Source organism: Nocardia sp. NPDC051052 (assembly GCF_044456045.1).
Lineage (GTDB): Bacteria > Actinomycetota > Actinomycetes > Mycobacteriales > Mycobacteriaceae > Nocardia.
Window position 1 is genome coordinate 569,538 of the sequence record NZ_JBITFL010000005.1, and the last position, 20,479, is coordinate 590,016.

Sequence of the window (20,479 nt, forward strand, 5' to 3'; positions counted from 1 at the left end):
ACCTCCAGGTGAGCGGTAAAAGCGAGTAGCCAAAAGGTGAGCAATTGTTCACAATAGTGTCATGACCTGGGATAACATGTCCATCACCGACTCGGGAGACGTGACCGGCAATTCGCGGGCCTTGCACCGGCTCACGACCGTGGCGCAGGTCGAGGCAACCGTAGGACGTCCGGCGCCGATAATCATGCTCAAGGAGCTCGGTGCGCTCGACGAGGGCTGCCGGGCGGTGCTCGCGCACTGTCCGATCGCGGCCTTCGGCTATCGGGACGTCGATGGTGTCAGCCGGACGACCTTCATCGGCGGCGCGCCAGGGTTCGTGCGAGTGCAGTCGGAGACGCGAATCTCGTTCTCGCTGAACGGGGCCGGCGATCCACAAGGTCCGGTCTCGTTCTTCTTCCTATTGCCCGGTATCGGGGAGGTGCTGCGCGTCAATGGATCGGTGGCCGCGCGCAAGGGCGTGCAGACGACCGTCGACATCGAGCAGGCGTACGTGCACTGCGCCCAGGCGGTCCTGCGGTCTCGCCTGTGGCAGCCGCCCATCCCAGCGGCGCAGGCTGTCGGTGTCGAGGGTGTCGGCCCGCTGGTGCGGCCCGGCGTCGCGGAATTCCTCGCCGCGGCACCGTTTCTCGCGTTGTCCTCGTGGGATTCGTCCGGTGGGAGTGACACCAGCCCGCGCGGGGATCGGCAGGCGGTGGCGCGGATACTCGACGGCCGGACGCTGCTCATCCCAGATCGTAAGGGCAACAAGCGCGCCGACACGCTGCACAATCTGCTCCAGGACGATCAGCTCTCGTTCGCCGCGCTGGTTCCGGGACGCAGTGGCGTGCTGCACGTCCGCGGCCGGGGTTCGATCACCGACGATCCCGCGCTGCTCGAAACGCTGGCGTTGCGCGGGATGGCCCCGCAGGCAGCGCTTCTCATCGACGTCGAGGATGCCGAGGTGCTCGGCAGCGACGCGGTGGTGCGCTCGCGGCTGTGGACGCCGGGCGCACTCGTCGATCGCGGTGCGGTGCCGGACCTGATGGCGCTGGCGGGCAAACACCTCACCGCCAATTCGACAACCGCGAAGGGGGGTCCGCCCGCGTTCTTGCTGAAGGCCATCGGGGCCATTCCGGGGATGAACCGGTTGGTGCGGCTGATCATGAACCGCGCTTACCGTTCGGGACTGGAGAAGGAGGGCTACGAGGACATCGAGACCGGTCGCCGACGTCCTGCCGACAACAGCGCGACGAACAACCCGTTGCGAGAGGTGCGGATCGCCGAGATTCGCACGGAGACGCCGACCACGGTCACCCTGGTGCTGACGGACGTCGACAGTCCGGGTTCGTTCGATTTCCACCCCGGCCAGTTCTTCACCCTCGTCGCCGACATCGACGGCCGCCAGGAGCGACGGGCCTACTCGGCTTCGTCGGCGCCCGGCCGCGACCGTCTGGAGTTGACGGTCAAACACGTTGCGGGCGGCCGATTCTCGACCCATGTGCACCGCGGTCTCCGGATCGGGGATCGCCTCGCGGTGCGCGGCCCGGCGGGCTCGTTCCACCTCGAGCCGCAGCTCCCGGCGCAGCTCGTGCTGGTCGCGGCGGGCAGCGGCGTGACGCCGATGATGAGCATGATCCGTACCCTGCTCGCCGATCCGACGGCCCGCGCCCGGATCGCGCTGCTCTACAGCAGCCGCTGTGCGGAGGAGGTCATCTTCGCCGACCAGCTGGCGCGGCTGGCGAACGACAATCCCGACCGGCTGGCGGTCACCCACGTCCTGACCCGCCGAGACGGACGGCTCGACCCGGACGGCGTGCGCCGCTGGGTGACCGGCTTGTCCCCGGCCGCGGACACGCACTACTACGTTTGCGGTCCCGAACCGCTGATGGAGGCCGTACGCGGCGCTTTGACCGGTCTGGAGGTTTCGCCCGAGCTGGTGCACCACGAGCGCTACATCAGCGGGACGGATCCCGGCTCCGCGCCGACCGCCCCGCAGGAGATGACGGTCGAGCACGACGGACACCCGGTCGGCACAGTGGTCGTCGAGCCCGGCCAGACGCTGCTCGACGCAGGACTCGCCGCCGGGCTGCCGATGCCCTACTCCTGCACGGTCGGCAACTGCGGCGACTGCATGCTGAAGCTCCGCAGCGGCGAGGTCGCGCAGAACGAGCCGAATTGCCTTACGCCGCAACAGAAAGCCGACGGCTACATCTTGACGTGTGTGGGCCACCCGCTGTCGAAGACCACTCTCGACATCACCGACCTCTGAATTCCGCCTTGTCCGCACCGATAAATTTCGGATGCATCCGCCGACGACTGGCCCGAGACCCGGATCGCCAGCGGTGACACCGCCGAGGAGATCGCCAAGCTCAAGGCCGAGCCCGGCAAAGATCTCGTCGCCGCGGGCGGCACCGAGTTCATGCACTCGCTGATCAAGCTCGGCGTGGTGGACGAGTACCGGCTGTGGGTGCTGCCCGCGGCCACGGGCAAGGGCGCGGCGCTGTTCCCCGAGCTGGATCAGCCGGTGAACCTGCGCTTGGTGAAAAGCGCCGCCTTCGCGTCCGGAGTCCTCGAACTGGTGTACACGACAGGCGACAAGTAAGGCGACTGGAAGGTCAGCTGACACCGGCTTCGGTGTTCAGGTACACCACGAGATCGCGGGGCAGGCCGTGGGTGTCGTGCAGGTAGTGGTAGTCGTTCTCGGTCAATGGCCCGGTGAAGCGGGTGTGGGACAGCACCTTTCGTCCCCGCTGGAGGAGCAGGTCGAATTTGCGTTCCTCGTCGAGCAGGATGGTGCGCACCTTGTGTGGGTGAACGGATTGCCGGAAGTGCCCGAGGGTGTGTTCCAGCAGCTCGATCGGCAGGTCGGACAGAGTGCGGGTCGGATCGTCGCGCCATAGCGTGGTCAGGGTGCGGCGGATCAGGCGGCGGAGTACATGACCGCGACCGGACGGGGATGGTGTGACCCGGTCGCCGAGGATGACGATGCTGGAACGCAAATGATCCGACAGCAGTCGCAGCGACCGGTCGTTCAACGGGCCCCAGATGCTGGGCAGGGTGGTCAGCCAGGGCTGGAAAACGTCGATCTCGAAGACGGACCGCGTGTTTCGCAGAATGCGCACCAGCCGTTCCAAGCCGAGGCCGGTGTCGATGCCGGGCCGGCGCATCGGTTCGAGGCTGCCGTCGGAATGCCGGACGTATCGCATCATGACGTGATTCCACACCTCCACCCATCGATCATCGGATGTCGGTGTGCCCTGCGGCTTTTCGTTTCCCGTCCAGACGAAGATCTCGGAATCGGGTCCGCAGAGCCCGTTCGAGCCGTTCGACCACCAGTTCTCGTCAGTGGTCGGTTCGACCGGTAAGCCGAGCTCTTCCCACGTGCGCCAGGATTCGAAATCAGGTTCGACCTGTTCGTCCCCGCCGAACACCGTGATGTGCATCCGGCCCGTGTCGATGCCGAAGCCGTCGCGCAGCAGTTCGAATCCCCAACGCAGGCTCTGCGGGCCGCCGTAGTCGCCCAGTGACCAGGACCCGAGCATCTCGAACACGGTGAGGTGGGTGTCGTCACCGACCTCGTCGAGATCGGTAGTGCGCAGGCATCGCTGCAAGCTGGTGAGCCGCTGCCCCAACGGGTGCGGCCGACCCAGCAGATAAGGGGTCAACGGGTGCATTCCGGAGGTGGTGAACAGCACCGGATCTCCCGGCGAGGGAATCAGCGATCCCCCCGGCGTGCGTTGATGCCCGCGCTCGCGAAAGAAGTCGAGGAAAGTCTGCACGGTTTGGTCTGTCGTGATCATGGTGGTTGCTCCATCGAGGTGAATTCGACCGGAAGCGACCGCGCATGGCGAGACCGACGCACACCAGCGGACCGTTTCCGGTCGCCGGCGTGGGAAAGAGGTCAGGCGGCAGCGACCGGCGAGCTGAAAGCTCGTGCGGCCGCGGCAGCGATTCGTGAATTGACCTTCATGGCTGCACGGTAGCCCCCGGGCCGCAGGAAGTGCGACCGATTATCTGGAGAGCGGCCGCGGCGGCCCGCAGGTTATCGTCGTCCTCGGTCGGGTCGTCGGCGATGCGACCGATGCGCTCGCGGGTTGCGGGGACCGCGGTGTTCGCGTGCGCGATGCCGATCGCCCGGGTCGCGGGTTCGCAGTCGTCGAGGCATTCCGGGGCCCGCTTGTCGGCGAAGTCTGGTGCTAGACGACTCAACGCTTTCGCGCACTGAATGCGTAGGTACGAGTAGGGCGTGTTGTCGAAGATCGCGTCGATTGTCGTGTGGGCGGCGACATGGTTCAGACGGCCGAGCGCGCGGACAAGGTCGTATTGGTCGTGGAGGTGGGTGTTGCCGTGCGATACGGCTTCGGTCAGGAACTCGAATAGCCTTGCGGCGTCGTATGTTTCGGCGTGATCGGCGAATAGAGACAGGGCGGTACGCCCGCTGGTGTCGTCGAAGGTGGCGTGTGTCCGCGCCCAGGTCAAGACATCCGGTGCGGGGAGATCGCGTAGCGCCCTGCGCACTGCGATCTGAATGAAACGCGGGGTTTCCTTGTCCTGGAGTAGGTTTGGTGCGATACGTAGAAGCGTTGCCGCCCAGCGGTCTTCGGTCAGCTCCGGTGCCGATACCGCGGTGACAAGGTTCGCCTCGACCGCGGCTCGCAGCACCCGCTCGCGGTCTGCCGCTGCCTTGGCGGCGCGATCGAGGGCTGGTCGTTCGTGGGACGCCAGGGTGTGCTCCGCCGCTTCGATGGCGCGCTCGATCCGGGCGCTCGCGCGCCGCCAGTCCGGCCACGGCGGTGCGGACGGATCGAGGAGCCGTCCGCACCGAACGAGGGCGGAGCTCAGCTGTTCGTCGTCGGCCACCTCGAGTATTTCGTTGAGCAATCCGTGGGCCTCGGGGTGGTCGACGAACGGGGTCAGGGTGTCCAGCGCCTGGTCGAAGTCGCGTCCTGAGCGCAGATAGTGCCGCAGTTCGGTGACCGCGCCATCGACACCACGGCGGGCAAGCTGTTCGAGAACGCCGGTGGCGAGCCAGGCGTCGGAGTCTCCGTACGGGTCTGCCGGCCTGCGGTATGCCGCGCGTAACCGGGGAAGTTCGACGCCCAAGTCGGCGACGAGTCTCGCGTACAGTCAACGGCGTTGTTCGACTTGATGGTCCCATCGAGGGTCGTGAACTATGCAGTCGACCACGAGGTCGCCCGCCTTCGCGGGCTCCGCCTGCGCCTCGGGGTAGCAGGCGCCGCGCCCGCGTTGGATCATTCCCCGCAACGTGCCCGGCTCCGCCCACAACGAGCCAGCGGACTCCGGGGCGGTCGTTTCGTTCTCGAGCTCGGGCACGAGGTGACCCTAGAGTTGCGGCGCCCCAACAGCCACCGGATTCTCCTGCCTCATCGGACTGTGCGAGATCGTCGGAAACTGATTGCCACGCAGGAGGGGGATGGGTAATCTCCAACCGATTGCAGAGTGCAACCGGAAAGGGTTTCGATGTCACAGTTGGTTCGGGTTCAGAACTTCAATATCTCCAGCGACGGATACGGCGCCGGCGTCGGGCAGACCTTTGAGCGGCTGTTCGGGGACGCGGATGCGAGTGCGTTGTTCGCTTGGTGTGGCCGCACCGCGCATTGGCCGAATCGGACCGACCCGGGCGGAAGCTATGGACTCGACGACTACTTCACCCGCGACTTTCGGAACAATATCGGCGCTGAAATCATGGGGCGCAACAAGTTCGGTCCACAGCGCGGGCCGTGGGAGAACTGTGACTGGCAGGGGTGGTGGGGCGACGAACCGCCGTTCCGGACACCCGTTTTCGTCCTCACCCACCATCTGCGGCCCTCGATCACCCTGGGTGAAACCACTTTTCATTTCCTCGACGCATCGCCGAAGGAGGCGTTGGCACGGGCATTCGAGGCTGCCGACGGCAAGGATGTCCGTATCGGCGGTGGGGTCGCCACAGTCCGTGAGTTCCTCGCCGCGGACCTGATCGATCAGCTGCACATCGCCGTCGCGCCGGTCGAACTCGGTGCCGGGGAAAGGCTGTGGACCAGCCCGGACGAACTCGCGGACCGCTTTCATCTGGAGCGGGTCCCCAGCCCGAGCGGGGTGACGCACCATCTGTTCTGGCGTCGCTGACCGGCACGAAACCCGTTGTTACCCAACGTGATCGATTCAGCCGGTGCAGTAGACCGGCAGTCGGGAATGCCCGTTGGAGATGAAGCTGCGCACCGGCCGCAACTCGGTCGGATCGGCCGCTAGGCGCAGCTCCGGGAAGCGCGCGAACAGGGCGGGCAGCGCGACCTGCGCTTCGAGCCGGGCCAGCGGCGCGCCGAGGCAGTGGTGGACACCATGCCCGAACGCGAGGTGCTGGTCTTTGGTGCCGCGGTGCACATCGAAATCGTCGGCGGTGGGCCCGTGGACCCGGGGGTCGCGCCCGGCCGCGGCGTAGGAGGCGAGGATCGCGTCGCCCTGCGGAATGCGCACGCCGTCGATGTCGAGATCCTCGACCGCGAACCGTAGCGGCAGGTGCGCGAGCGGCGCCTGATAGCGCAGCGTCTCCTCCACCACGCCGGTCCAATCCAACGTTCCGTCGAGCAGGCCAGCCCGCTGCAACGGATGGGTCAGCAGCGCGAAAATCGCTTGGTCGAGCAGGTTTACGGTGGTCTCGTGCCCGGCGCTGATGATCAGCATGAGGGTGTCGACGAGTTCCTTCTCGGTCATCCGAGTGCCGTCTTCGTCGTAGCTGGCGGTCAGCAGGCTGGTGATGTCGTCGCCCGGTTCGGTTCTGCGGTAGGCGACGAGTTCGCTGACCAGCCCGTGCATTTCGAGGTAGTTGGCCGGCGGATCTTTGCGCGTGTCCGAGGTGTCGAAGAAACGATCCACGCAGGCGTGCAGCGGGGCGGCCAAATGATCTGGGACGCCGATCAATTCGCTGATCACGCGAATCGGCACCGGGTAGGCGAACCGCTGTCGCAGATCGACCACTGTGCCGGGTGGGGTCGCCGACAGCTGGTCGAGCAGGTCGGCGGTGATCGCTTCGATCCGCGGCCGGATCGCCATCGTGCGGCGGTGCGTGAACGCCGGGGCCACCAGCTTTCGCAGTCGCCGGTGCTGGGGTCCGTAGGCGGTGAACATGTTGTTGACGCCGACCCACGAGCGCAACGGCCAATCCGCGGGGATCTTTCCCGTGGTGAATGCCGTCCAGTGCTGCCGCGCGTCCTTGGACACCCGCGAGTCGGTCAGCAGTCGGCGGAGCACGGTGGCGTCGGTGACCGACCAGGCGAGAACGCCGCCGGGCAGTACGGTCCGGGCGATCGGCCCGCGTCGGCGGATCCGGGCCGACTCGCCTTGGATGTCGATACCGGTGGTGTCCAGCACAATTGGGTCATGGTCGATCAGGGAGGCGTCCGAATTCTGTTGGCTCACAAGCGTCCTCGTCCGCGTACAAATGCCGCAATCGGCTGATCGGGCTACCTTCGAAGCCTAGGAAGGTCGGCACCGTGCGCGAGTGCACCGCCGCGCCATCTGGATGGAATCCGCACGCCATGATCTCCACCGCATCGCCAGGAGCCTCGACTTCAGGTGGGCTTGAACTGGGGCGAGTGCCAAAATAGGCTTTGAGCAGCGAACACGGAGTGGATCGGCAGGTGATGGACAGTACTGGAGCAGAGGCCGGCGACTCGCGCGGAGGGTTTTCCCTGGACTCCACCGCCGCGGGCGCTGTTTCGCGCGGTTTCGACAACTTCCGGCACGGGTGGCAGACGCAGGTCGGCGACGCCTTCCCGCTGCCCACTTTCAGTCAGGCCACGACCGGTGATTTCCGGGTCCGGAGCCGGGTGGCGAAGGTGCGCGATGTGGCGATCACCGATCTCGACAGCGCGTCCATGATCCGGACGGCAGGCACCCCGTACGGCTATGCCGATCAGGTACGGATGTACGTGGTGCGGCGCGGCATCTGGTCGTTGGGCGGCGTACCCGGTCGCGCCGAACACACGGTGCCCGCCGGGCAATTCCTGCTGCGGCACGGGCCGCCGTTGCATTTCGGGGCGGCGCCACACACCACGGTGCAGATCCTCACGCTGCCCTCCGCCGCGTTCGATCCACGGCTCCGGAACCGCAGCGTCGCCGAATCGGCGGACTCGGCCGAGATGCGCCTGCTGCTGGCCCATACGAATATGGTCCACGCGACCGTGACCGACCTCGGCCCGGCAGGGGTGTACGCCGCGCGTGGTGCCCTGCTCGAGCTGGCGAGAGCAGTGCTGGTGGGCCGGTTCGACGACGTCGAACCCGAACTGCGGCCCGCGCTCGTCCACGCGGCGAAGGTAGCGGCGGACCGCCTGCTCACCGATCCCGAGCTGTCTCCGGCGCTGTTGGCCCGGGAACTGCACGTCTCCGTGCGCACCCTGCAACGGGCTTTCACCATGGCGGGTGAGTCGGTGACCGGCTACATCCGGCACCGCAGACTGGAAGAGGCCCGGCTCGCCCTCGCCACCCGGCCCCGGCCGCCGAGCGTCGCCGAGCTAGCCGCGCACTGGCAATTCTCCGACAGCAGCCACTTCATCCGCGCCTTCAAAAAACGCTACGGCCAGACGCCCGTCGAATACACCCGCTCAGCGAGGACCACCGGGTCCTAGCGACTTCGGGGAAAGCACGCCTCGTGCGCCGACGGCGTCCGCGATGCCCAAACATGTGCCGCCGCCGAAGATTCCGAGCTCATAGCGCACCGAGTCGACATCGAAAGAGCGGACCCGAACGCCGATCTCGTAGTCGCCGGGATAGGTGACCTCGCCGATGTAGTCGATTCGATACGACGAGGGCGACAGATCGGGCACCAGCCCGTCCTCGTCCATCGCCACGGTCGTGAACGCCGCGACGGCCTCGTCATACCAGGTGGTGAGGGCGAGGTAATTGACGTGCTGATTGGAGTCGACGTCGCCGATCCGCGCGCGCAGCGGAGCGAAGAACGCGTAGTGATCCCGTTGCGCTCGCTCGGCGCCCGGACGGGTCGTCGCCGTCTCGCTCGAGTCCGGGACGGACAAATCGGTGAGATCCGCGATCAACTCCTCCGGAAGAGCGAGCGGCCCCGCAGGACCGAGATTCAACACCGTGGCCCCGCCGCCACCCACCCGCTCGCCGCCGGCGAACACCGCTTGTTCATAAGTGAACGACGAACGCCCGATACGACGAATTCCGGTGTGCACCTGCACCTCAGCGTCGGTGCGATAGACGGTTGCCAATCTTTCCGCACTCTGACTGACAAGAATGATCTGGTGCGGGCCGAACCCGCCGGCACCGACGAGCCGCTCGAATCGAGGCGTCCGCACCCGTATCCGAGCGTCCTCCAACCACCGGGCCACCCCCACCGTGCTCGCCGCCCCGTCCCGACCGAGATCGCCCTGCCGTATCCGAATATCGCACTGGACCGGAAACACCGAGCTACTGATGGGACTCATGAAAACACCTTAGGAAACCCACCCCGGCCCGCACTTGAACAACCGCGCCAACCGAATGGAACGCCGACGTCATACCCGCAGATGGAGCCAGGTCACCGGGCTGCGCCGGCGCCTTGAGGTCATGCGCGCACCTCACTCGCATCGGGCGGGCCCGTGCCGCAGAGTACGGCGCGTGTCGATGCTGGCGTATCAGCGTCTCGGTGACCACACTCGGTTGTTGTGTGGAAGCGCTCGCGTCAGGCAGATGTTCTCGTTACTCGCGGAATCTTGGCGCATCAGCAACGCCGCACGTACACACTGGTGCGTCCGCACACTGTGCGCGATGGCGCGCCGTTGGTGCTCGTACTGCACGGGTTCCGGGATTCGGGGGACGCGGTGCGCCGTCGATACGCTGGCGGATCGTTCGACAGTTTTGCCCACCGAGGCGCGGTCGTCGTTTATCCCGATGGTTTTGCGCGCGAATGGAACTCGGCACGCAAGGCGGTGATGCTGTCGCGCCGCGTCAAGCGTGTCGATGATGTCGGATTCCTTCGCGCGTTGATCGAACACCTCGTCGCGACCTGGTCGCTGAACCCCCGGCGCGTGTTCGTCGTCGGATTCTCACTCGGCGGACAAATGGCGATCCGGTTGCTGTGTGACGCACCCGAACTGCTTGCCGGAGCCGCGCTGATCTCGAGCACGCTGCCCGCGCCGAGCAACCGCGTGTGCGGCGACCGACCGCCGGTGCACGTACCGGTGCTCACCTTCCACGGCACCGCTGATCCGCTCGCCCTGTGGCGCGGCGGAATAGTCGGATTACGCACCTCGCCCGCCAATGACCGCGCATTCTTCGGAAAAGGACCACACCTGTCGGCCCCCGACACGCTGCGGTGGTTCGCCGCCCGCAACGGCATCGAAACACCGCCGACCTTCCACTGGATTCGCACCACCAGCGGATGGGCTGGTCGCACCGACTACCACCAGCCCGGACGCCAACCCGTCACCGGCTACACAGTCGTCGGTGGCCGCCACGAAATCCCCGGCCCCGTCGGGCGTCTATTCCTGCCGAATACCACGGTAGGCAACGGGCTGGTCGCCGCAGACGTGATCGCCCAGTTCTTCGAAATCGGCGAGGCCAACGGTAATAAGTAAATTCAAAATCTATTTGCTTGTTCAGCAAGGGTTTACGTATCTCGATAGGTGAAGTTGGCGGGGCATAGGGATCTCCTATGCCGCCTACTGCAATTTCGTCTTTGCCTCCCGCTCTTTTCCGGACGTACCGTGAAACAGCTCGACGAAGTGCGCACCGCGATTCTCCGAAGATTCGCGCTTCACGCACGTCCATTTTCCGTCGGGCCGACTATCACGCAATCGAAAGGACCGGTGGCATGACCACGATCGGAAACGGCTCGGGAACACGGGAATTCGCGGGGAAGCGGGCCCTGGTCACGGGGGGTTCGCGCGGCATCGGCGCGGCCATCGTGCGCCAACTTCTGGACGCGGGTGCCGAGGTGCTCACGACCGCCAGGTCGGCGACGAGCACGGTGCCGGAGGGCGCCGCTTTTGTGCAGGCCGACGTGCGGACACGGGCCGGCGCGGAGGCGATCGCCGCGACCGCGCGGGAGGTGCTCGGTGGGGTGGATGTCCTGGTGCACAACGCGGGTGGGGCGCAACCGTACAAGGGCGCGTCGGACATCCCGGATGAGGTGTGGCAGGAGGCTTTGGACTTGAATTTCCTGGCATCGGTGCGGCTGGATTCGCTGCTGGTACCGGCGATGCGGGAACGCCGCCAGGGGATGATCGTGCACGTCTCCTCGGCCGCGGTGCCCACCGCGTCGCCGCAGTTCCTGCACTACGTGGCGGCGAAGGCGGCGCTGGAATCCTACAGCCGCGGAATGGCTTTGGAGCTGGCCCCGTTCGGCGTCCGGGTCAACACGGTATCTCCTGGCAAAACCGCCACCCCTGGTGGCGAGGAAACGCGGGAACTGTGGGCGCGCGTGGCGCCGGGCGAGAACGACGCCGCGGCGCCGAGCCCGACCGGCAGCACCACGCCGCTGGGGCGCGACGGTCAGCCCGACGACATCGCCAACGCGGTGCTGTTCCTCGCGTCCGATCGGGCGAGCTGGCTGACCGGAAGCAATCTCTTCGTCGACGGCGGCGAATTCCCCAGGGGCTGAAAGTCATTCCCACACTCAGGCATCACGAAAGGTCACAGGACATGGAATTGCAGGGCAAGACGGCACTGGTCACCGGCGGCACTTCTGGTATCGGTCTGGCGACCGCTCGACTGCTGGCCCGCGCGGGAGCCGACGTTGTCATCACCGGTCGCGACGTCGTCCGCGGCAAGAACGCGGAGCACGCCGCCCAAGAGGACGGCGCGGTCCGATTCATCCCGGCCGACTTGGCCGACTTGGACTCGGTCGCCGAACTGAGCCGCCAGAGCGGCCCGGTCGACATTCTGGTCAACAACGCGGGCGCCTTCCCCACCGCACTCACCGTCGAACAGAGCCTGCGGGACTACGAACGGATCTTCGACACCAATGTGCGCGGCGCCTATTTCCTGGTCGCCACGCTCGTACCGCACATGCTCGAGCAGGGTGCCGGCAGCATCGTGAACGTCACCTCGCTTGCGGCGTTCAAAGGCTTCCCCGGCGCCTCGGCCTACAGCGCGTCCAAAGCCGCGCTGTCCTCGTTGACCCGCACGTGGGCGAAGGAGTTCGCCGAGGGTGGCGTGCGGGTCAACAATGTCGCGCCCGGTCCGACCCGCACCGAAGGCGTGGTTGCGGAGTGGGGCGAGGACGGAAACGAGGGCGTGGCAAAGGATTTGGGGCTGACCCGGACCGCCGCGGCACGCGAGATCGCCGAGGCGATCTACTTCCTCGCCTCGCCGCGGGCCAGCTACATCACCGGCGCCACGATCCACGTCGACGCGGGCGGCGCCGTCTTCTAGGACGCCGGTGCGAAAGACTGGGACCAGCTCTCCTGACGCAGCTGTGCGAGCAGGGCTGCCTCCGCCGCGCCCACCGTGGACCGGACCACGGCGATGACGGGCTGGGTCACGGCCGGGGACACCGGCCGCACGAGGTGCTCGTGACTGGGCGGCACCGCGGAGGACGGGACGAGCGTCACCCCCAACCCCTGCGCGGCCCAGCGCACGGCGGTCGCCGTCTGGGATACGCGCGCAGCCGTGCTCGGGGTCAACTCGTTGTCCCGCAACACCTTCAGCAGCACGCGGTCGAGCGCGCTGTCCCGGTCGAACCGCACCCACGGCTCGCCCGCCAGTTCGCGCAGCTCGACTCGGTCCGCGGCGAGCAGTCGGTGTCCGGCGCCCAGCACCACCACGAACTCCTCGTCGCCGAGGTGGTGGGCGTCGTCGGGGGTCCGCTCGCACTCCGCCATCAGCGCGAGGTCGAGCAGGCCCCGACGACACAGCCGATCCAGCTCGGACGAACTCGGCTCCTCGAAGACGGTGACCTCCAGCCGCGGGAAGCGGCGACGCAGCGCGCTGAGCGCACCGGGCAGCTGCCGGGCGCCGAACCCGAGCTGCGCCGCGACCACCAGTTCGCCGACCAGCTCGTCGGCACCGGCCCGCGCCGTCGCCCGTGCCCGCCGCGACGCGCTCACCGCGATCTCCGCCTCGCGCAGGAACGCGTGGCCGACCGTGGTTGGCACCAGCCCGGTCGGCGTGCGATCGAACAGCTGCACGCCGAGTTCCCGTTCCAGGCCGCGGATCTGCTGGGACATCGACGGTTGCGCGACGTGCAGCAGCTCCGCGGCCGCCGTCACCGAGCCCGCCTCGGCGACGGCCAGGGCGTACTCGTACTGACGAAGGCTCATCGGCTCCCGTTCCCTCCGTGCGGTGGACCGCGGTTAGTGACAAGCGCTACAACACGAGACGCGGCACGTTTACTCCACGCGCGCCCCGTTCTCCGGCACCCCCACTGAACCGAGCAACTGCCGCTGCAAAAAGGACAGCTCGGCGTCGACGGCCTGTTCGTGCGCGTCGAGAAACGGTGCGTAATGGCCGCCCGGCAGGCGAACCACCTCCGCCCGAGCTGCCCGGCGCGCGGCCCGCACCGAGGGTTCCGGCGGCGCGGTCTGATCCTGGTCGCCCACGAGTACGAGCAGCGGGCAGGTGATGCGAGCGGCGTGGCGGCCGGGCCGGTACAGGGAGATCCGGAGTCCGGTGCGTGCGGCGATGACCTGCTGCCACTCCGGATACCTGTTGCCCGGGTTGAGCGCTCGGTCGCCGTCGCGACTGTCCGGCGTGGTGAGCATGGCGACCGTGCCCGGCGCTCCGGCGAGCGGCACCAGCAGTGGTCGTCGTCCGAACAGTCCGCCGAGTGCGTCGACGATGCCGCGGCTCAGGAAACGCAGCATGGCGAGCGGCCGCTGATGACGTCCCGACATAGCGGCCGCGACCAATCCATCGGTGAGTGGTGTCTGCGCGATCGCCGCGCCGAGCCGCGGATTCCGGGCTGCCGCGCGCCAGACGTGACCGCCCGAGAGGGAGAACCCCCAGATCGCGATGCGGTGTGCGGCCACGTCCGGCAGCGTCGCGGCGTAGGCGATCGCGGCCTCCAGGTCGACGAGCTGCTCGTGTATTCGGACGACCTGGCGCGGTGTCCCGCCGCTCTCCCCGAGATGCCGGTAGTCGAACGCGAGCACGGTGAACCCCGCGGCGTGGAACCGGCGGGCGAACCGGTCTGTACCAGGCTCTTTGGTGACCGCACCACCGGCCGACATGACCACGCAGGCGCCGTTGCTGCCGGGATAGTGCCAGCCGACGCACTCGGTGTCGCCGCTGCTGAAGCGAACCTTCGTCCGTTCCGAATCCTCGCTGCTGAAGCGAACCTTCGTCCGTTCCGAATCCTCTTGCATGTCTACCTCCGACCAGAGCAAATATCGTATGAGTTTGATACTATACTGAAACCGTAGTTTACGGATGTGATACTTTCCGAGAAGGGTTCCAGGCCATGAACGCAGACAGCCACCGTCGGATGACCAACACGATCAACAAGGTCATCGTCGGATTGCAGCGCAGGGGAGTGGCTTTCGGGCCGATGCAACTGCTCACGGTCAAGGGACGACGGACCGGACTCCCGCGCACGTTCCCGATCGCGGTGAACAAGCTGGGGGACGGCCGATACATCTTCCAGGCCTTTCCGAAGGCCGCGTGGGTGGCGAACGCGCGGGAGGCGGACACCGTCACGTTGACCCGAGGGCGTAAGTCGTCGACCGCCCGCCTGGTCGAAGTGCCGGTGGAGCAACGTCGTCCATTGCTGCGCGAACTGGTGACGTCCAGCCCGGCGAGCGTCGGCAACCGCTTCGTCACCACCGGCCTGGCCGATACCGCCACGCCGGACGGGATCGCCGCGGCGGCGCATCGGATCGCGGTATTCCGCGTCGAACCGGCCTGATCTGACCGGCCGGGTTCGTCGAATACGCGCCGACCCGGTCTCGGTGGCATCGAACGATCCGGCGCCGCGATACGATACGGAATCCATACAAACTGACGTGAGAGTAGTGCTGTGTGAGTTCAGGAGCGGATCGGACCGTGGCGCGGCAGCGACGGCAACTCACTGTTGCCGTCAAAGAAGCGGTGCGCGACTTGAACATTCAGCTGTCGCTGCTCAACCGCAGGTTCGGCAATCGGGTCGAGCTCAGGGACATCGACTGGACCTGCCTCGACCTCGTCAATCGATATGGGCCGATGACCCCGACCGCGTTGGCGCGCCAGGCCGGGCTACATCCGGCGACCCTCACCGGAATCCTCGACCGGCTGCAGAATAGCGGCTGGATCGAGCGCACGCGCGATACGGAATCGACCGACCGCCGCGCGGTCACCCTGCGCGCGGTGCGCGAACGCAATTCCACGCTTTTCGAGGTGCTCGCCGGAATGAACACCCGAATGGACGACGTCTGCGACCGCTACTCCGAAGCCGAACTCGAGGTGATCGCCGACTTCCTACGCCGCACCAGCACGGCAGGACAGGAGTCGGCCGAGGAGTTGGCCGAGAGCTGACACGATCGGTAGTCGCCTCGAATTCGGTTGGCGCAGCTGAACTTCAAGCGCGATTAGGCGGGTCTTAACTTGCCGACATGGCTGCGGTGTTTCGCTACGCTGGCTCCGAAACAGCTGCCGCTGCGCAATGGTGCGCTATCGCCGGGGGTTATGGGGTTCTTGTGGTCGTGCGAGTGGTGCGGTCATGAATGTCGTTATGTGGGAAGGGTTATCGAGTGATGAGGGCGCGGCGAATGTGGGCGGGGATGGTGTCAGCGGTGAGTGCTGTGGTCTTCATGGGTGTGGCGGCGGCGCCTGCACAGGCGGATCCGCTGCCGCAGGTGACGACGGTCGGCACCACGTTGTTCGCGTTCGGCGACGCGAAGGTGTGTGCGGGTGTGATCGACGTGGCGCTGGAGGCGGCGCCGTGGCGGCCCGGTCACGTGCTGGCGCATGTGACGCCGCGGGGGTATCTGGGTGGTCCGTGCGGCAATCAGGTGAAGCTGGGTTGGGTGGGGTCGGCGGGGCCGCGGACTCAGGATGTCTGGGTTGGCGCCGATGCGACGCCGGGGGAAACCGTGACGGCGGATCTATGGGTCGGGATGGGCCCGGCCAAGGTGATGGCGGCGTCTTGGCCCATCAAGGGCACGTTCGCGGAGTGGTACCTGCTGGTGCCGTAGTTCGGCGCTTCCTTGACATACCTTTGAGTCCAAATTAACTTTGCAATCAAAGGTAATCGACGCACGGGAGTATTCGGTATGGTCCACGAAGAGTCGACGCGACCCGCAACGGGCCGCATCCTGACAATCGGTCTACATCCGAAATCCCTTGACTACAGCCAATTCCCGGACCTGGACGAACCGAAGCTGCTCGCGCGCATCGAAATCGGCCACGCCGCGATCCGCGCGGCCGGCTTCGACGCCGTGTCCTGCTTGGTCGGCACCGACCCCGACGACGCCGAGCGCGACCTCCGCGCACACCTCGCCGAAGGCCCGATCGCCGTCGCGATGATCGGGGGAGCGATTCGGATGATCCCGGAGCACACCCTGCTGTTCGAACGCATCGTCAACGTGCTGAGCGGCACGGTCTTCTGCTTCAACACCTCACCGGAAACGACCGTCGACGCACTGCGCCGCGCGGGCGTGCCGACCTCCTGACGCCGGAACAGCCGCGAATTGAACCCCGCCGGAACCCGTTTGGACAAATCCGACCACCTCACCGACGTACCGCAGGCCCACCGCTGATTCCCAGCTGACGTTCAACTTCGCGTGCGAGGTTTGCGGTTCATGCGGGGACCACCTTTGCCACGGTCCCTGGCGCGACGGCAGGCAGCTTGGAGGCCGTGCACGACAACATCATGGACGATTCGGAAACCTTGTGGGGTCAACCGTTCAGGCTCGGCTAGTGCCCGGCTTCCCAGGCGAAACCGTCCGGGTCGGCGAACGGGCCGATGCCGCTGCCGAGGACGATCCGATGCGACCCGCTGCCCTCCGGGTCGACGCCGGCGTCCTTGGCCGCCGCCTTGCGTCCGTACAGCGCCAGCTTGACCGACCCGGCCGGAGCCTCGAACTCGACGTACTTGCTGCCGAAGCTCTTGCCGACGGTCAGGCCGCGGTCGACGTAGAACTGCTTGGTCGCCTTGACGTTGTCGACGCCGAGGAGCACCACGAAATCGTCGACCTCCCTGGTCGCCGGGCCGGTGTCCTTCTTCGCCGACGTCGCGATCTTCCAGATCGCCCCGTCCGGCGCCTGAACCACGCCGCCGTAACCCCAGAAGCTCTTCTTGGCCGGCTTCACCGTTGTGGCGCCCGCGTCGAGCGCGGTGCCGATGAGGCTGTCGACGGTGCTCGGTTGCGACACCACGAGCGAGAGGATGTAGCCGCGGAATCCGGTGGTCGGTGCCTCGGCCGCGCGGATCCGCAGTTGGTCGCCGAGCCCGAACGCGGCGGCGTAGAAAGCGGTGGCGGCCGCGGTGTCCGGCACCTCGAGGGTGACGACTTCGATAGTGGTCTGATCAGTGCTGATGTTCATGGGGGCAACGCTATGCGCTGGGCGGTAACCGGCGCTTCTCGATTCCTGATCACCTGTTTTTCGCGGCCCGGCGATGCGCGTGCCGGTCGTGTACCCGGGCACGTCTGTGGGTATGCCCAGTTGCGGTCCCGCTGGAAAGAGCGCCCGAGCGCCGCTAGCGTGGGGTGGCGCGAACGAAGTCCGATATCTGGGAGTTAGTTTGTCGAGTTCGACCATCGAGAATATCGAGTCCGCCGCCGCCGCGCCGAATGCTTCGCCGCGCACCATCGCGCCGGTGGTGTGGTGGACGATCGTAGTGGCGGGTGTCGTCGCGGGCGGGTACTACCTGGTGCAGATGCTCGAGCATCGGCAGGTGATGCTGCATCTGATCGACCTGAGCGTCTATCAGATCGCCGGCGACCGAGTGAGCCATCATGTTTCGGTCTACGACAGTCCGCTGCTCGGCAACACCCGAGGTGTCTGGGAGTTCGTCTATACGCCGTTCGCCGCGCTGCTGTTCGTGCCGCTGCGCTGGATACACGGTGATCTGTACACGGTCGTCGGTGGACTCGGCAATGTCGTGCTGCTTGCCGCGTCGTGCTGGGTGGCGCTGTCGATGCTCGGCTATCGACGCGACCGCCGGCTGGCCGTCGCGGCCGTCGCGATCGCCGGACTGCTGATGTGGTGCGAGCCGGTCCGCATGACCATGGCCTTCGGTCAGGTCAATATTCTCCTGCTGCTGATCGTCATCGTGGATATGGCATTGCCCGACACGTCGCGGTGGAAGGGTGTGCTGACCGGCATTGCCGCGGGCATCAAACTGACTCCGGCTTTCTTCGTGTTCTATCTGCTGGTCACCCGGCGTTACCGGGCGGCGGCGACCGCTGTGGGATCGTTCGCCGCGACGATGGTGATCGGTTTCGCTGTGCTGCCGAAGGATTCGCTGACCTACTGGAGCGGTGCCTTCATGGACCCGCAGCGCGTCGGCATACCGGCGAACCTGTCGAACGAATCGTTGCGCGGCATGATCGCGCGCCGGGTGGGCGTCGAGGGCGCGCATCAACTGCTCTGGCTGGTCGGCGCGGCCGCGATGGCGGCAGTCTGCCTGTACCTGGCGCGGCGGCTCTCGCAGAGCGGACGCGAGCTGCCCGCCGTGGTCTGCGTCGGCGTCACCATGACAGCGGTGTCGCCGTTCAGCTGGGTACACCACTGGGTCTGGCTCGCACCACTTCTGATCTACCTAGGCGATCTGGCACTACGCCGCCGCGGCCTTATCGCCCCGCTCGGCTTCCTCGCGACAGCCCTCGTGGTCTCCAGCGGCGTACTGACCTTCTACGACCCGACCATAGTCAGCATCTTCGACTACGCCGACCGAGCCCGCCCAAGCCTGCTCTACCGCAACGCCTACCTCTGGTTGACGGTCGTCCTCCTTGCCGCCACCGCCCTAGCCCTACGCCGATCTCCAACCCCCGTTTCCCCTTCAGTCGGCACGCTCTCCCCACGCGCGGAATCCTCCGCCAGCAGTTGACCGTCCTGACCTGAGGGTCGGGGGTGTCGAGATCAGTTCAGCGAGTGAACTTTTCGATGGCCGCCGGGGTTACCGGGGTGAAAAAGTTGATGAGGTTGCCGTCTGGGTCGCGGAATAGCAGGGCGCGGTTGCCCCAGGGCATGGTGGTGGGCTCGTTGACGAAGTCGGTGACGAAGGCGGTGAGGTTCTTGTACACGGTGTCTACGTCGTCGACCAGGAATTCGAGGATGACGCTGTGGTTGGCGGCGGGATGGGCGGAGCCGGGAGCGAACAGCGGGACGGTGCGGGTGCTGCCGATGGCGAGGGTGGCGGAGGTGGTTTCGAGTTCGGCGAAGTCTGCGGTAGACCAGTTCGCTCGGAGTCCGGTGGCGCGTTCGTAGAAGTCGACGAGGCGGGTGATGTCGCCGGTGATGATACGGATCGAGACGAAGTTCATGGGTTTCTCCTGATCGGTCGGTGCTGTTGACCGAACGTTATGACTGATACTGGACAGAATCCGCCCGGTATTCGAGAGAGACTTTCGACATGTCCCGACCTATCGCTCGCGTGCTCACCCTGCTGGAGCTTTTGCAGGCGGGCGGCACCCGGACCGTGGCCGAACTCGCCGACCGGCTCGACGTCGACGAGCGCACGGTGCGCCGGTACGTCGACCACCTCCTCGACCTCGACGTGCCCGTCGAGTCGGTGCGCGGCCGCTACGGCGGCTACCGGCTCGCCTCCGGCTATCGCATGCCGCCGCTCATGCTGAGCGATGACGAAGCACTGGCCGTGCTGCTCGGCCTGGTCGCGGGCCGACGCGCGGGCTTGCTGACGAGCACCGGCTCGGCCAGCGAGACGGCGGCAGCCAAGATCCGGCGGGTGCTGCCGGAGCGACTCGGGCGCAAGCTCGATGCGGTGCTCGGCTCGCTCGCCTTCACCGCGCCGCCCGGCGAGACGACTGCCCCGGAGACCGCGGTTCTGCTCACGATCGCCGACGCGGTGCGCCAGCACTGGCCGATCTCGATCCGGTACGCCGCCGCCGACGGCCGCCGCAGCGAACGCACGCTGCACCCGTATGGACTCGTCGCGCACTCGGGTAGGTGGTACGTGACGGGTGCGGATCCCGCGATCGGCGAAGACCGGACGTTCCGGCTGGATCGCATCGCTGCCGCCCGGACCCTGCCCGGATCGTTCGAGCCGCCTGCCGAAGTCGACCCGGCGCAGCGCGTGCTGACCGGACTGGCCACCGCGCCGTACCGACACGAGGTGACGCTCCGCATCCAAGGCACCGCAGAGCAGATCCGCACTCGACTTCCCGCCAGCGTCGCGATCGTGACGGAGAGTGGCGCGGATGCGAACTGGTCCCGCGTCGAACTGCGCGCGGAAAGCCTCGACTGGCTGCCTGCCGTGCTCGCATCGCTGGACCTGCCCTTTGTCATCGAACGACCCGATGAGCTCCGCACCCTCGTCACGGCGTTCGCCGGCCGACTTCTGCGTTCGGCCCAACGAAATCCCGGGCAGACTGGAACGCATGGCGATGGTCACCATTCGTAAAGC

22 protein-coding genes are annotated in these 20,479 nt (G+C 66.7%); 13 read left to right on the forward strand and 9 right to left on the reverse strand.

Annotated features, from left to right (window positions below):
- Positions 1–61 precede the first annotated feature (61 nt).
- Together ACIBCN_RS20375 and ACIBCN_RS20380 are read left to right on the forward strand one after the other, a co-directional pair.
- Positions 62–2,248: a 2Fe-2S iron-sulfur cluster-binding protein gene (locus tag ACIBCN_RS20375; RefSeq protein WP_396993140.1), complete on the forward strand. Its 2,187-nt coding sequence runs from the start codon at positions 62–64 to the stop codon at positions 2,246–2,248.
- Positions 2,249–2,311: 63 nt separating this feature from the next.
- Positions 2,312–2,581: a dihydrofolate reductase family protein gene (locus ACIBCN_RS20380; protein ID WP_396993317.1), complete on the forward strand. Its 270-nt coding sequence runs from the start codon at positions 2,312–2,314 to the stop codon at positions 2,579–2,581.
- Positions 2,582–2,594: 13 nt separating this feature from the next.
- On the opposite strand, the gene ACIBCN_RS20385 is transcribed toward ACIBCN_RS20380, so the two are convergent.
- The 3 genes from ACIBCN_RS20385 to ACIBCN_RS20395 all read right to left on the reverse strand — a co-directional run bounded on the left by ACIBCN_RS20385 (position 2,595) and on the right by ACIBCN_RS20395 (position 5,313).
- Complete coding sequence (locus ACIBCN_RS20385) at positions 2,595–3,779, reverse strand: alanine--tRNA ligase-related protein (RefSeq protein WP_396993141.1); 1,185 nt, start codon at positions 3,777–3,779, stop codon at positions 2,595–2,597.
- A 166-nt stretch (positions 3,780–3,945) separates the two neighbouring features.
- Positions 3,946–5,082, reverse strand: coding sequence for a hypothetical protein (locus ACIBCN_RS20390; RefSeq protein ID WP_396993142.1), 1,137 nt, complete (start codon positions 5,080–5,082; stop codon positions 3,946–3,948).
- 24 nt (positions 5,083–5,106) lie between these two features.
- Positions 5,107–5,313 carry a hypothetical protein gene (locus ACIBCN_RS20395; RefSeq protein ID WP_396993143.1) on the reverse strand — a complete coding sequence of 69 codons (207 nt, stop codon included), beginning with the start codon at positions 5,311–5,313 and terminating at the stop codon, positions 5,107–5,109.
- Between the two features lie 147 nt (positions 5,314–5,460).
- Between ACIBCN_RS20395 and ACIBCN_RS20400 the strand changes: the two genes are divergently transcribed.
- On the forward strand, positions 5,461–6,105 hold the full coding sequence (locus ACIBCN_RS20400; protein ID WP_396993144.1) for a dihydrofolate reductase family protein: 645 nt from the start codon (positions 5,461–5,463) through the stop codon (positions 6,103–6,105).
- Positions 6,106–6,141: 36 nt separating this feature from the next.
- Here the strand turns inward: ACIBCN_RS20400 and ACIBCN_RS20405 are convergent, their stop codons facing one another.
- Complete coding sequence (locus ACIBCN_RS20405; protein ID WP_396993145.1) at positions 6,142–7,395, reverse strand: cytochrome P450; 1,254 nt, start codon at positions 7,393–7,395, stop codon at positions 6,142–6,144.
- 224 nt (positions 7,396–7,619) lie between these two features.
- Here ACIBCN_RS20405 and ACIBCN_RS20410 point away from each other — a divergent pair, with 224 nt between their 5' ends.
- Positions 7,620–8,603: a helix-turn-helix domain-containing protein gene (locus ACIBCN_RS20410; RefSeq protein WP_396993318.1), complete on the forward strand. Its 984-nt coding sequence runs from the start codon at positions 7,620–7,622 to the stop codon at positions 8,601–8,603.
- Here ACIBCN_RS20410 and ACIBCN_RS20415 read toward each other — a convergent pair.
- Complete coding sequence (locus ACIBCN_RS20415) at positions 8,580–9,422, reverse strand: hypothetical protein (RefSeq protein WP_396993146.1); 843 nt, start codon at positions 9,420–9,422, stop codon at positions 8,580–8,582. The two genes, ACIBCN_RS20410 and ACIBCN_RS20415, sit on opposite strands and share 24 nt — an antisense overlap.
- Before the next feature lie 300 nt (positions 9,423–9,722).
- Between ACIBCN_RS20415 and ACIBCN_RS20420 the strand changes: the two genes are divergently transcribed.
- The 3 genes from ACIBCN_RS20420 to ACIBCN_RS20430 all read left to right on the forward strand — a co-directional run bounded on the left by ACIBCN_RS20420 (position 9,723) and on the right by ACIBCN_RS20430 (position 12,351).
- A complete protein-coding gene (locus ACIBCN_RS20420; RefSeq protein ID WP_396993147.1) occupies positions 9,723–10,553 on the forward strand; it encodes an alpha/beta hydrolase family esterase in 831 nt (276 codons plus the stop codon).
- Positions 10,554–10,789: 236 nt separating this feature from the next.
- On the forward strand, positions 10,790–11,578 hold the full coding sequence (locus tag ACIBCN_RS20425; RefSeq protein WP_396993148.1) for an oxidoreductase: 789 nt from the start codon (positions 10,790–10,792) through the stop codon (positions 11,576–11,578).
- Between the two features lie 41 nt (positions 11,579–11,619).
- Positions 11,620–12,351 (forward strand): SDR family NAD(P)-dependent oxidoreductase, encoded by a 732-nt coding sequence (locus ACIBCN_RS20430; protein ID WP_396993149.1) that lies wholly within the window; start codon positions 11,620–11,622, stop codon positions 12,349–12,351.
- Here ACIBCN_RS20430 and ACIBCN_RS20435 read toward each other — a convergent pair.
- The gene (locus tag ACIBCN_RS20435) at positions 12,348–13,238 is read right to left on the reverse strand and encodes a LysR family transcriptional regulator (RefSeq protein ID WP_396993150.1); all 891 of its coding nucleotides are present in this window, start codon (positions 13,236–13,238) and stop codon (positions 12,348–12,350) included. The two genes, ACIBCN_RS20430 and ACIBCN_RS20435, sit on opposite strands and share 4 nt — an antisense overlap.
- 69 nt (positions 13,239–13,307) lie before the next feature.
- Positions 13,308–14,282 (reverse strand): alpha/beta hydrolase, encoded by a 975-nt coding sequence (locus tag ACIBCN_RS20440; protein ID WP_396993151.1) that lies wholly within the window; start codon positions 14,280–14,282, stop codon positions 13,308–13,310.
- A gap of 95 nt (positions 14,283–14,377) precedes the next feature.
- Here ACIBCN_RS20440 and ACIBCN_RS20445 point away from each other — a divergent pair, with 95 nt between their 5' ends.
- From ACIBCN_RS20445 to ACIBCN_RS20460, 4 genes are all read left to right on the forward strand, one after another.
- A complete protein-coding gene (locus ACIBCN_RS20445) occupies positions 14,378–14,821 on the forward strand; it encodes a nitroreductase/quinone reductase family protein (RefSeq protein ID WP_396993153.1) in 444 nt (147 codons plus the stop codon).
- A 113-nt stretch (positions 14,822–14,934) separates the two neighbouring features.
- Positions 14,935–15,426 carry a MarR family transcriptional regulator gene (locus ACIBCN_RS20450; RefSeq protein ID WP_396993154.1) on the forward strand — a complete coding sequence of 164 codons (492 nt, stop codon included), beginning with the start codon at positions 14,935–14,937 and terminating at the stop codon, positions 15,424–15,426.
- Between the two features lie 257 nt (positions 15,427–15,683).
- Complete coding sequence (locus tag ACIBCN_RS20455) at positions 15,684–16,085, forward strand: hypothetical protein (protein ID WP_396993155.1); 402 nt, start codon at positions 15,684–15,686, stop codon at positions 16,083–16,085.
- Between the two features lie 78 nt (positions 16,086–16,163).
- Complete coding sequence (locus ACIBCN_RS20460) at positions 16,164–16,562, forward strand: hypothetical protein (protein WP_396993156.1); 399 nt, start codon at positions 16,164–16,166, stop codon at positions 16,560–16,562.
- Between the two features lie 244 nt (positions 16,563–16,806).
- Here ACIBCN_RS20460 and ACIBCN_RS20465 read toward each other — a convergent pair whose 3' ends face one another.
- Positions 16,807–17,436: a glyoxalase gene (locus ACIBCN_RS20465; RefSeq protein ID WP_396993157.1), complete on the reverse strand. Its 630-nt coding sequence runs from the start codon at positions 17,434–17,436 to the stop codon at positions 16,807–16,809.
- 199 nt (positions 17,437–17,635) lie between these two features.
- On the opposite strand from ACIBCN_RS20465, the gene ACIBCN_RS20470 reads away from it, so the two are divergent.
- Complete coding sequence (locus tag ACIBCN_RS20470) at positions 17,636–18,943, forward strand: glycosyltransferase 87 family protein (RefSeq protein WP_396993158.1); 1,308 nt, start codon at positions 17,636–17,638, stop codon at positions 18,941–18,943.
- A gap of 37 nt (positions 18,944–18,980) precedes the next feature.
- Here the strand turns inward: ACIBCN_RS20470 and ACIBCN_RS20475 are convergent, their stop codons facing one another.
- Positions 18,981–19,379 carry a VOC family protein gene (locus ACIBCN_RS20475; protein WP_396993159.1) on the reverse strand — a complete coding sequence of 133 codons (399 nt, stop codon included), beginning with the start codon at positions 19,377–19,379 and terminating at the stop codon, positions 18,981–18,983.
- Positions 19,380–19,468: 89 nt separating this feature from the next.
- Here ACIBCN_RS20475 and ACIBCN_RS20480 point away from each other — a divergent pair, with 89 nt between their 5' ends.
- Positions 19,469–20,476, forward strand: coding sequence for a helix-turn-helix transcriptional regulator (locus ACIBCN_RS20480; RefSeq protein ID WP_396993160.1), 1,008 nt, complete (start codon positions 19,469–19,471; stop codon positions 20,474–20,476).
- The last annotated feature ends 3 nt before the right edge of the window (positions 20,477–20,479 follow it).